Source organism: Massilimicrobiota sp. An142 (genome assembly GCF_002160725.1).
Taxonomy (GTDB): Bacteria; Bacillota_I; Bacilli_A; order Erysipelotrichales; family Coprobacillaceae; genus Allocoprobacillus; species Allocoprobacillus merdigallinarum.
Genome location: NZ_NFLD01000002.1, coordinates 63,336 through 74,002, shown reverse-complemented (window position 1 = coordinate 74,002; position 10,667 = coordinate 63,336). Strand labels below are relative to the sequence as shown.

Sequence of the window (10,667 nt, the reverse complement as noted above, 5' to 3'; positions counted from 1 at the left end):
AACATCTTCCTTATTTTCCATCACCATAAAATATCATGAATCAATTAAAAAATTCCATCTAAAATGGAATCAGTATGTGCGCAATGAAACTGCATATAACGGTCACACAGGCAACAAAAACCAGGCCTTTTTGACGATAAGCGAAGTAAATACCCGCCAGTCCTCCAACCAAAGCACTGCCCATATGTCCAGTTGCATATAGAATGCTTGGAAATGTCAATGCCGACAAAACAGCATAAGGCACATAATATAGAAGCGAACGTATAAAACGTGAGTGGATTTCTTTTTTAAAAAACGTCAGTGGCAACATTCTTGGCAAGTAGGTCATAACGGCCATCACAAAAACAGTCAGTAATAAATAACTTGACATTAGACATTCTCCTCAATAGGGTAACGTAAAGCCCCATAGAAAGCTCCCAGTATTGTAGCCACAATCAATTGAAATCCACTAGATAATCCTTGAAACAAAGGCACTTCATACATGATTGTTGAAAGAATTGCTGCTATGACTACAACTTCTAATATAGCACGTGATTTGGCAGATGCTGGAACAATAATCGCTAAAAACATGCCATATAAAGCCAGCCCCATTGCATTTTGTAAAACAGGTGGCAAAATATTTGTCAGCGTTTCACCAACAAGTGTACCACTCGTCCATCCAATAATAGGTACCAAAATAAATCCTGCCATAAAAGAAAAAGATAATGTTCCATGTTCTAAAGATGCCAAACTAAATGTTTCATCAGTAATTCCAAAAGAAATCACCATTCTTTCCAGCGTTGACATCTTTTGATCAATCTTTTGACTTAAAGATAAAGACATTAAAAAATATCTTGCATTAATCATCAATAATGTTAATGCAGTTTCCATATACGAAGCTTGAGCCAGCATCAAAGATACTCCAGCAAATTGCCCCGATGATGTTAAATTAGTCAATGAAATCAATGTTGCTAAACCAAATGGTAAACCACTTGAAGCAACAAAAACCCCAAAAGAAAAAGAAACTGGAAAATACCCCAAAGCAATCGGCAGAGATCTTCTACAGCCTCTTAAAAATTCCTCCATCAAATCCCCTCCATATATCCCTATGATACATGAATCAAAATTACTTATCAAACAAATTTTTTTCAATAAATTCGATAATGTCTTCTCTTGATGTTAATACCTGATAAAAAGATTTTCTTAAATCTAATCTTTGGATATCAACTGAACGAATATCACTCAATTGAATACGACAATGTGTTATATGTGTATCTGTTTTTATTTTAATATCCTTTTCAAATATGGGATTAGCAGGGGTTGAATCTTTTTTGATAGATGTACATGGAACAACAAGCATTTTATATCCCATATCTTTTAAAACATAGCACCAATGTCCATCCATAAGTTCTTTAGGGAAGCCTCGTCCAATATTGAAATATGCCAATTCATGAATATGTGGTCTTTTATGTACATGATAGAACGTCTGATTACAGTCGCCATCCTTAACCAAATGACAGTAAAAATACTCTAACTGACTGGTCTGATGTAATAATGCATAGCTATATTTTTCTACATCATAAACACCGGATTCTTCAAGTTTTTTTAATGATTTATTCATTTCCAGTAAATTATTACGTATACTCATAATAACCCTCCTATTATATATATACGCATATTTTTCTCATTTTTCTTTTTTTTAAACAAACTTTTTTTATTTCACATCAAATTTTTATATTTCATATATTATAATGGAAACATTTTTAAAATATGAAAACTATTCGATGATGTTTCATGTATAATAATATCTATTATTGATGAAGTTACAAAAGAAAAGCGCCAGGACTTTATACATATAAAGTTGACGAGGACCAGATTTATCGAAAGATTCGGCGGATGATCTGGAGGTATGATGCTACCTGAACAATGAACAAAACTAATGAGTGATCATTAAACAAATATCATTAGGCATCACTTCATTCAATAATAAAAAATGAAATTGATGGAGGAAATTTTTTATGTGTGGAATTACTGCTTATTGTGGAAAAGGTGAAGCTTTGCCTTTTTTAATGCAAGGTTTATCTAAATTGGAGTATCGTGGTTATGACAGTGCAGGTGTCACAACACTTGAAAACAATCAGCTTATCACTGTCAAATGTAAAGGACGATTAGAAAATTTAGAAAACAAACTAAAAAATCAGCATCTAAGTGGACATGTGGGGATTGGACATACAAGATGGGCAACTCATGGTGTTCCTTCTAATCTTAATTCTCATCCTCATACCAATCAGGATGAAACAATTGCTTTAGTGCATAATGGGATTATTGAAAATTATCGTGAATTAAAAGATGAATTATTAAAAAAAGGATATCAGTTTCAATCTGATACAGATAGTGAAGTTGTTGTTCAACTTCTTGATAGTCTTTATGATGGCAATCTATTAGAAGCAACACAAAAAGTATTGGCTCAAATCAAAGGAAGCTATGCTTTGTGTATTCTTTCAACATTAGAACCAGAACACATCATTGTTGCAAAAAAGGACAGCCCTTTAATTATTGGGAAAACAAAAGATGGTTATGTTGGTGCTAGTGATATCCCAGCCTTATTAGAATATACAAAAGAAGTTTATTTTTTAGAAGATTATGAAATGGCTGTTTTATCAACTGATCATATTTCATTTTATGATCAACACGGACATCCGATTGAAAAACAAACAACAACTATTCCTTATGATTTAGAAGCAGCTAAAAAAGATGGTTATGATACTTTTATGTTGAAAGAAATTCATGAACAGCCTCATGTCATTGCTGAAACATTAAGAGGTCGTATCAATCACAATCACATTATTTTAGATGAATTAAAAGATATTGATTTTTCTCAGTTCAATAAAATCTATCTGGTTGCTTGTGGAACAGCTTATCATGCATCTATGTGTGGTGCTCATATTCTTAAAAAAGTATTAGACATTCCTGTTTTAAGCGAAGTTGCCAGTGAATTTCGTTATGATGATCCTTTTGTAGATGAAAAGACTTTAGCAATCTTTGTTTCTCAATCTGGAGAAACAGCTGATACCCTAGCCGCTTTACGTCTGGCAAAAGAAAAAAAGGCAACAACAATTGCTATTGCAAATGTATTAGGAAGTACAATTTCTCGTGATAGTGACTATGTTTTATATACATGTGCGGGTCCTGAGATTGCGGTAGCATCAACGAAGGCTTATACAACACAATTGGTTTTATTGATTCTGTTAGCTTATTATATTGCTCAACAACTTGGCAAGGACATCAACAAACAAATTATTCAACAATTAATGTCTATTCCTCAACATGTAGATACTATTTTAAAGGATGAAAATCTTTTTGCCCAGTATGCAAAAATGCTGGAAAATCAACATGATGCCTACTTTATTGGTAGAAATTTAGATTATGCCAGTGTCTTAGAAGGTGCTTTAAAATTAAAAGAAGTGTCATATGTCCATGCTGATGCTTATGTAGCCGGTGAATTAAAACATGGTCCTATTGCTTTAATAGAAAACGATTCTGTTGTTATTGCAGTAGCTACTCAACCACATATTGCACAAAAAACAATCAGCAATATTCAAGAAACAATGGCCAGAGGAGCACGTGTTATATTACTGACAACTCAAAATATGGAAGTGAAAAATGTTCAAAACGTATATGAACTTCCTGATATTGACCCTACTCTTCAGACAATATTGGTTGCTGTTCCTTTACAGCTTATTGCCTACTACACAGCATGCATTAAAGGTTGTGATGTTGATAAACCACGTAATCTTGCAAAATCTGTAACTGTCGAATAAAAAACATCAGATTCAAATGAACCTTGTTATTTGGACATCCTCATAACAGAGGTTCATTTTTATGATTGATTTTGAAAAATAAATCTTTATTCTTCACAAGAAGTTATGAAATTGATATAATAATAATCGAGGTGATGAATCGTGGAAAAACGTGAACCAAAAGATTTAACAAATTATGATAAACGTTTTGAAGAAGATCCAAGCTCATTTAATGATTTTCAAGCTATGGATTATGTAAAAGAATTGAAAAATCAAGGTCGTACTGATGATGCAATTGAAGTAGGTAAGACTTTCTTGCAAGTTGGAGAAGGATTAAGTGGTTTTATTAATCATTATGGTTATGCACTTTATAATAAATACATTAATATTGATGACGATAAAATCAAAGAAAAAGAAGATTTATTTTTCTCTATTGTTGATGAAATCACAAACTTATGTAAACAAGAAAAATATTCTCCTTTAGAAGCGACAATCAATAAAGCTATGAAGTATGTCATGAATCAAAAACCTGTTCGTTATCAAAAATTATCTGAACTTTTAGATAAACTTGATGTTCAGACACTTAGCATTGAGCCTTTTGTTAATAGTGCAGGTAAAGAATATGAATCAAAGAAAGAAAAATGGTATCGTTTAAAAGTTAGATGTTCTTATGAAATGGAAGATTATAAATCTTGTGTAGAATATGCAAACATGGCTTTTACACAACCTATTAAATGGCATTATAACAATTTAAATTGGGTTAAATACTATCGTGCATCTTCACTTGTACATTTAAAAAGATATGAAGAAGCTGAAAATGAATTCTTATCATTAGGAAACAAGATTCCAAACGTTGATTCATTCCAAGTGCTTTATGATTTATATATGAATACTGGTAAAGTGAAAGAAGCTTATACAAATCTTGTTTATAAATTCTTTAAAGCTGGATATAATCTTGATGAATTGGGATTATATGAAATGATTTTAGATATGGTGAAAACTGGTCAAAATCAGGAAGTGATTGATTTAGCAAATGCTTTTGTTTATCAGCTTAAAGCTGAAAATCAAAAAGATGTTTCTCAAAATTCAATTTCTGAACAATATCAAGATACGGATAGCAGCTCTTTATATGATCGCTTATATAATCAGTTAATGGAACATCTTGATGAATATATTGATCGTTTTGAAGGAAAAGTTGTTTATTACAACAAAGATAAAGAATTTGGTAGTATCGATCAAGATAATGATAGTGGTGATCATTTATTCTTTAGACAATCTGATTATATTTATGATGAAATGGTTGAAAAATATGATGTTGTTGAATATAGCTTAATGAAAACATTTGATTTCAAAAAGCAGCAACCATCTTCAAAAGCCATTTTAATTAAAACTTTATATGAAGACATCCAATACTAAGCTATGCCCTGCATAGCTTTTTTTGTCACACAAAACTGTCTTTTTCATACTCTATAATGAGGTGAAAATGTGTTATCAATATTACAAGAAATGCCTGTTCTTATTTTTATCGGAGCTATTATTTTTAATTGGTTTTCTACCTTTTTAGGTGCTTCTTTGGTTTATTTTACAAATAAAGAAAATAAACATCTGGTCTCTATTGCTTTAGGAAGCAGTGCGGGTATTATGATTGCTGCTTCATTTTTTTCCTTAATTTTACCTGCAATGAACCTTTTAGAAAATATGAATAAATGGTATCTTATGATTATTCCATTTGGTTTTTTATGTGGTGTTGCATTTTTAGCTTTATGTGATCATTTCTTGCCACATAAACATATGATATCAGGTGAAATAGAAGGTGTTCAATCACGTTTTTCTAAGAATCAATTATTAATGCTTGCTATGACATTGCACAATATTCCTGAAGGCTTGGCTGTTGGCGTCGCTTTTGCCAGTGCGCATCAACAGTTTATTCCAGCATTGGTTCTTTCTATTGGAATAGGTATTCAGAATTTTCCTGAAGGGACTGCCATTGCACTCCCTATGCATCAATATGGAAAAAGTAAATTCATATCTATGATGTACGGACAATTTTCAGGGATTATTGAAATTCCTTCAGCTATCCTTGGATATATCTTTGCTTCTTTGATTCAAAATATTCTTCCATTTGCCTTAAGTTTTGCAGCTGGTGCTATGCTATTTGTCTGTGTGGAAGATATGATCCCAGAAGCCTGTTGCCAACATCAGATTGATATAGGTGCTCTGTCTTGCATGATTGGCTTTGCAGTGATGATGATTTTAGATATGATGTTATCTTAATCGCTCTATTTTTTACTATTTTAACAAATTTTATAAAAATAATTCGTTAAATACTTATTTTTATTTTATTTTTAAAAAAATGATTGACAAACAATTTTCATTTATTTATGATAAGTGATATATAAAACAAAAAGCAATGATGTGACGAAGTAAAAATTTCTGTGACATAAGAGATATGATGGCTGGTGCGAATCATACGAAAAGAAATTTTGAATACACCACGGAGCTATTACTTTGATAAGGGGTAATCGGGGACATAACGTTATTTATGTAAAGTTATTCAACTTATAAAGGTTATAATTGTGAGATTATAATAAATTGAGGTGGTACCGCGTTCACTCGCCCTCTTGGGACGGGTTTTTTTGTTTTATAATCTTAAAAATGAGGAGGAATAAAATATGATCAAAAAACTATCTGTATTATTATTGACAATGGGGTTGCTTTTAACAGGATGTGCCAGTGAAACAACTGGAACAAAAGAATTATCTGAAGTCAAGATTGGGGCTATACAGTTTGCACAACATCCTGCACTAGATAAAGCATATGAAGGATTTAAAGATACTTTAATCGAAGCTGGTGTCAAAGAAGAAAATATTGATTTTCAAAATGCCAGTGGTGATCCTTCCAACTGCCAGACAATTGCTGAAAAATTTGTCAATGATGGTGATGACTTGATTTATGCTATCGCAACTGATGCCTTACAGGCTGCTGCTAATAAAACAACTGATATTCCTATTGTAGGAGCTGCTGTTACTGATTTTGAAACAGCTGGCGTTGTCAAATCTAATGAAAAACCAGAAACAAATGTCACTGGAGCTAGTGATTTAAATCCAATCAAGGAACAATTAGAACTCTTAAAGACATTGATTCCTGATGCTAAGAAAATCGCAATTTTCTATTGTAGCGATGAAGCAAACTCCGTATATCAAGGAGAAATTGCTTTACAGGCTGCAAAAGATTTAGGACTAGAAGCCAGTGAAGTGACAGTATCTAATGATTCAAGTGCTATTCAACAGGTTGCACAATCTATGATTGGTCATTATGATGCTGTTTATATTCCAACTGACAATCTTCTTGCTTCTAATATGGCAACTGTTGCACAAGTAACAAATGAAAACAATCTGCCAGTGATCGTTGGTGAAGAAAGTATGTGTGAAAATGGTGGTCTTGCAACTTTGAGTTTAGATTACTATACTGTTGGTCAAAATGCTGGAAAACAGGCTTTAGCTATTCTTAATGGTGAAGCTCAAGTAGAAGAAACACCTGTTACTTTTGTTGAAGGAAAAGACTGTCAATATTTTATTAATCAAAAAGTTGCTTCTCAATTAGGTATTGATATTCCTACTGAGCTGAATGCAACTATGATTGGAGAATAATTATGGCGATATTATTATCTTTACAGGGAGCCATTGGTCAAGGTATTTTATGGGGAATTATGGCTCTAGGCATTTATTTAACTTTTCGCATTTTAGATATTGCAGATTTGTCAGTTGATGGCAGTTTTGCGACCGGAGGAGCCGTTTGTGCTGTTGCACTGATCGCTGGTGTACATCCCTTAGTTGCCATCATTTTAGCAACACTGGCTGGTTTTTTAGCAGGATTTATAACAGGATTTTTGCATACCAAATGTCAAATGCCTGCCATTTTAGCTGGGATATTAACACAGCTTGCACTCTATTCTATTAATTTAAGAATCATGGGAAAAAGTAATATTCCATTATTACAGTCTTCGACGCTTTTTAAAGATTTAGCTAATGTCATTCCATTAACATCACAATGGATTACAATCTGTATCGGTCTTGTCTTTAGTTTCATTGTCGTGGCTGGTATTTACTGGTTTTTAGGAACCGAATTTGGTTCATGTTTAAGAGCAACTGGAAATAATGAAAATATGGTGAGAGCCAATGGTGTCAATACTGATACGATGAAACTTTTTGGTTTAATGTTAAGTAATGGACTTGTCGCTATGAGTGGTGCTTTGGTCACTCAACAACAAAGTGTAGCTGATGTCAAAATGGGAACAGGTGCCATTGTCATTGGTTTGGCTTCCATTGTCATTGGTGAAGTGATTTTTGGTAAAAAAGCTGGTTTTAAATTACGTTTAACATCTATTGTTGTGGGTTCTATTATCTATCGTATGATTGTAGCAATTGTTTTACAGATGGGATTAAATACAGATGATTTAAAGCTTTTAACGGCTTTGATTGTTGCCATTGCACTGACTGTTCCTGTCATTATTGATAAAAAGAAACGTTTAACAATGTATAAAAAATTAACAGGAAAGGAATTTGAAAATCATGCTTAAATTAGAAAAAGTTTCTAAATCTTTCCATGTTGGAACTCCAAATGAAAAATGTGTCATTAACAAACTAGATTTAGAACTCAAACAGGGAGATTTTGTGACTGTGATAGGTGGCAATGGTGCTGGGAAAAGTACCCTTTTAAACCTTATTGCTGGGGTTTATCCTATTGATTGTGGAATCATGACTTTAGATGGTCAAGATATATCTTTATCGCCTGAATATCAGCGTGCCAAATTCATTGGGCGTGTTTTTCAAGATCCTATGATGGGGACGGCTTCTGATATGCAAATTATTGAAAATCTGGCGATGGCTGCACGTCGTGGTCAAAAACGTAGTTTACACTGGGGTGTAACAAAAAAAGAAAAAGAAGAATACTATGAAATTGTTAAAGCATTAGGGTTAGGCTTAGAAGACCGTTTAACAACGAAAGTTGGCTTATTATCAGGTGGACAGCGTCAAGCCTTAACACTTTTAATGGCTACGCTCAATAAACCTAAGCTGTTATTACTGGATGAGCATACTGCGGCATTAGATCCTGCTACCAGTACAAAAGTTTTAACTCTGACAAAACAGATCGTGACTGAGCAACATTTAACTGCCATGATGGTTACACATAATATGAAAGATGCCATAGATATTGGAAATCGTCTCATTATGATGTATGATGGTCGTATTATTTATGATGTTCAAGGTGAAGAGAAAAAACAATTAACTGTGAATGATTTGCTTAAGAAATTTGAAGAAGCCATTGGTGAAGAATTTGTCAATGATAGAATGTTATTAGGCTAGTTATCTAGCCTTTTTTTAATGACAAATAAACGTTCTTTTTCCACAACACAATAAAAAACCTCATGATAATCATGAATCCCAGCTTCTTTTAACTTTTTAATCAACCAATTTTCATCACGATTCATTAACTGCAAGATTTCATAATTAATTTGACCATCACTAATAATGGCTGCTGGTGCTTTCACTTCACTGTTTTTCGTTTCAATCACAGATAACTGACCATCTGTTTCTAACACTGCAAAGTCAACTTCTGATAAAGAACCAATCCCCTGCTCTCTTAAATGATGACAAAGATCATCAACACTATATTTTAATGAAGCCATTTTCTTTTGATTCAGTTTTCCTTGAAAGACAATAAAGGTTGGATGTCCTTCTACCATCTTTTTAAAAAATGGACTCTTTAATGAAATCAGCGTAAATAGCTTATCCATAAAAACAATGACTAAAACTGCAAGTGCTGCCTGTAAAAAGTTAACATTTTCATTTCCAATTGAAATTGTCATCAATTCACTAATAATTAAAAATACAATTAAATCTGAAACACTGAGTTTACTCATTTCTTTTTTACCTAAAAAACGAATCATCAAGACAAGTAAAATATACGTTCCAAAACTTTCTATAAAGATTTCTATATATTTCATAAAAGAAAACTCCTTTGCATACAGTATATTAGGAGGAAACCATGAAACAAACACTACGTACTTATATTTATACATGTTTAATTTTTCTTATTCCTTTTATACTTATCTCTCTTATTCTTTCCCTTTTATCTTATTTCATGCAAATCAATCATTTATTTATTCAAATCATTCTGCAAGTATTCGCTTATATGACACTTATTATTGCAGCGTTATATTTGACATCACATTTACCTGATCATCGCATGAAACACTGTTTATTCTTTTCTCTCTTGTATTTTTTAATAAGCTTATGCCTTCATCTTGATGATATTCAATATGTTCATTTGATTTTCAAGTCATGCATATTTTTATTGATTGGCTTTTTTAAAGAAATCAAAACACGTACGATTGCATAAAAAAAGGAACTTATCTGAAATGAATCCAAATTCAATCATAAAGATTCACTTCAGGACAGTTCCTTTTTAAAATAATAATAAGCATGAAAAGAATACTGCTACTACTATTAATATGACATAAGGTATACGTACTAAACAAGCCAACGCTGTATTTTTCTTTAAATCATTAACCATAGAATCTTCTAATACTCCTACAAACAATGTTGCTGCAGCAATATTAAAGAAATTTAATGGTCCCAAATAAAGTTCCAGTGTACTCATAGGAAGAATAAAAGCATAGATGCCGTTGACAACAACAACAATGATTAAAAAGACAACCCACAATGTTAACACTGTTCGATTAAATTGACGACTTTCTTGCATATGATCACCACCTACTTCTTTGCCATAATTATTATATACTATTTTCATAAAAATAACAAACATACAAACGTTTCACTATAAAATTATTGGATTTTTTATTAAATTCCCCTATAATATAAGAAA

The 10,667-nt window shown here is 32.3% G+C and carries 12 protein-coding genes and 1 other annotated feature; of the genes, 7 read left to right on the top strand and 5 right to left on the bottom strand.

What is annotated here, in order from left to right; genetic code table 11:
- Nucleotides 1-58 precede the first annotated feature (58 nt).
- Genes B5E87_RS01465 through B5E87_RS01455 form a run of 3 tightly spaced genes read right to left on the bottom strand, consistent with a single transcriptional unit; the run spans nt 59 to nt 1,627 of the window.
- Entirely contained in the window at nt 59-370 is a 312-nt protein-coding gene (locus tag B5E87_RS01465) for an AzlD domain-containing protein (RefSeq protein WP_087243166.1), read from the bottom strand.
- A complete protein-coding gene (locus tag B5E87_RS01460) occupies nt 370-1,065 on the bottom strand; it encodes an AzlC family ABC transporter permease (protein WP_087243165.1) in 696 nt (231 codons plus the stop codon). The genes B5E87_RS01465 and B5E87_RS01460 overlap by 1 nt, the downstream gene beginning before the upstream one ends.
- A 40-nt stretch (nt 1,066-1,105) precedes the next feature.
- Nucleotides 1,106-1,627, bottom strand: a complete 522-nt coding sequence (locus B5E87_RS01455) for a hypothetical protein (protein WP_087243164.1) — start codon at nt 1,625-1,627, stop codon at nt 1,106-1,108.
- A 370-nt stretch (nt 1,628-1,997) separates the two neighbouring features.
- Here B5E87_RS01455 and glmS point away from each other — a divergent pair, with 370 nt between their 5' ends.
- From glmS to B5E87_RS01425, 6 genes are all read left to right on the top strand, one after another.
- Nucleotides 1,998-3,800, top strand: a complete 1,803-nt coding sequence (glmS, locus tag B5E87_RS01450) for a glutamine--fructose-6-phosphate transaminase (isomerizing) (protein WP_087243163.1) — start codon at nt 1,998-2,000, stop codon at nt 3,798-3,800.
- A 141-nt stretch (nt 3,801-3,941) separates the two neighbouring features.
- The gene (locus tag B5E87_RS01445) at nt 3,942-5,195 is read left to right on the top strand and encodes a hypothetical protein (RefSeq protein WP_087243162.1); all 1,254 of its coding nucleotides are present in this window, start codon (nt 3,942-3,944) and stop codon (nt 5,193-5,195) included.
- Between the two features lie 69 nt (nt 5,196-5,264).
- Entirely contained in the window at nt 5,265-6,053 is a 789-nt protein-coding gene (locus tag B5E87_RS01440) for a ZIP family metal transporter (protein WP_087243161.1), read from the top strand.
- A gap of 127 nt (nt 6,054-6,180) precedes the next feature.
- Nucleotides 6,181-6,403, top strand: a binding site (T-box leader).
- Between the two features lie 48 nt (nt 6,404-6,451).
- The gene (locus B5E87_RS01435) at nt 6,452-7,429 is read left to right on the top strand and encodes an ABC transporter substrate-binding protein (protein ID WP_241147107.1); all 978 of its coding nucleotides are present in this window, start codon (nt 6,452-6,454) and stop codon (nt 7,427-7,429) included.
- A gap of 2 nt (nt 7,430-7,431) precedes the next feature.
- On the top strand, nt 7,432-8,358 hold the full coding sequence (locus B5E87_RS01430) for an ABC transporter permease (protein WP_087243160.1): 927 nt from the start codon (nt 7,432-7,434) through the stop codon (nt 8,356-8,358).
- Entirely contained in the window at nt 8,351-9,145 is a 795-nt protein-coding gene (locus B5E87_RS01425; RefSeq protein ID WP_087243159.1) for an ABC transporter ATP-binding protein, read from the top strand. Before B5E87_RS01430 ends, B5E87_RS01425 begins: the two co-directional genes overlap by 8 nt.
- On the opposite strand, the gene B5E87_RS01420 is transcribed toward B5E87_RS01425, so the two are convergent.
- Nucleotides 9,142-9,786 (bottom strand): DUF421 domain-containing protein, encoded by a 645-nt coding sequence (locus B5E87_RS01420; protein WP_087243158.1) that lies wholly within the window; start codon nt 9,784-9,786, stop codon nt 9,142-9,144. The genes B5E87_RS01425 and B5E87_RS01420 overlap by 4 nt on opposite strands.
- Nucleotides 9,787-9,827: 41 nt before the next feature.
- On the opposite strand from B5E87_RS01420, the gene B5E87_RS01415 reads away from it, so the two are divergent.
- Nucleotides 9,828-10,181 carry a DUF3792 domain-containing protein gene (locus B5E87_RS01415; RefSeq protein ID WP_087243157.1) on the top strand — a complete coding sequence of 118 codons (354 nt, stop codon included), beginning with the start codon at nt 9,828-9,830 and terminating at the stop codon, nt 10,179-10,181.
- A 66-nt stretch (nt 10,182-10,247) separates the two neighbouring features.
- Here B5E87_RS01415 and B5E87_RS01410 read toward each other — a convergent pair whose 3' ends face one another.
- Nucleotides 10,248-10,544 (bottom strand): hypothetical protein, encoded by a 297-nt coding sequence (locus B5E87_RS01410; protein ID WP_087297163.1) that lies wholly within the window; start codon nt 10,542-10,544, stop codon nt 10,248-10,250.
- Between the last annotated feature and the right edge of the window lie 123 nt (nt 10,545-10,667).

Coding starts and splice junctions, on each gene's coding strand:
- B5E87_RS01410 (WP_087297163.1), bottom strand. CDS start 10,544: ATGCAAGAAAGTCGTCAATTTAATCGAACAGTGTTAACATTGTGGGTT.
- B5E87_RS01415 (WP_087243157.1), top strand. CDS start 9,828: ATGAAACAAACACTACGTACTTATATTTATACATGTTTAATTTTTCTT.
- glmS (WP_087243163.1), top strand. CDS start 1,998: ATGTGTGGAATTACTGCTTATTGTGGAAAAGGTGAAGCTTTGCCTTTT.
- B5E87_RS01435 (WP_241147107.1), top strand. CDS start 6,452: ATGATCAAAAAACTATCTGTATTATTATTGACAATGGGGTTGCTTTTA.
- B5E87_RS01460 (WP_087243165.1), bottom strand. CDS start 1,065: ATGGAGGAATTTTTAAGAGGCTGTAGAAGATCTCTGCCGATTGCTTTG.
- B5E87_RS01425 (WP_087243159.1), top strand. CDS start 8,351: ATGCTTAAATTAGAAAAAGTTTCTAAATCTTTCCATGTTGGAACTCCA.
- B5E87_RS01430 (WP_087243160.1), top strand. CDS start 7,432: ATGGCGATATTATTATCTTTACAGGGAGCCATTGGTCAAGGTATTTTA.
- B5E87_RS01455 (WP_087243164.1), bottom strand. CDS start 1,627: ATGAGTATACGTAATAATTTACTGGAAATGAATAAATCATTAAAAAAA.
- B5E87_RS01465 (WP_087243166.1), bottom strand. CDS start 370: ATGTCAAGTTATTTATTACTGACTGTTTTTGTGATGGCCGTTATGACC.
- B5E87_RS01420 (WP_087243158.1), bottom strand. CDS start 9,786: ATGAAATATATAGAAATCTTTATAGAAAGTTTTGGAACGTATATTTTA.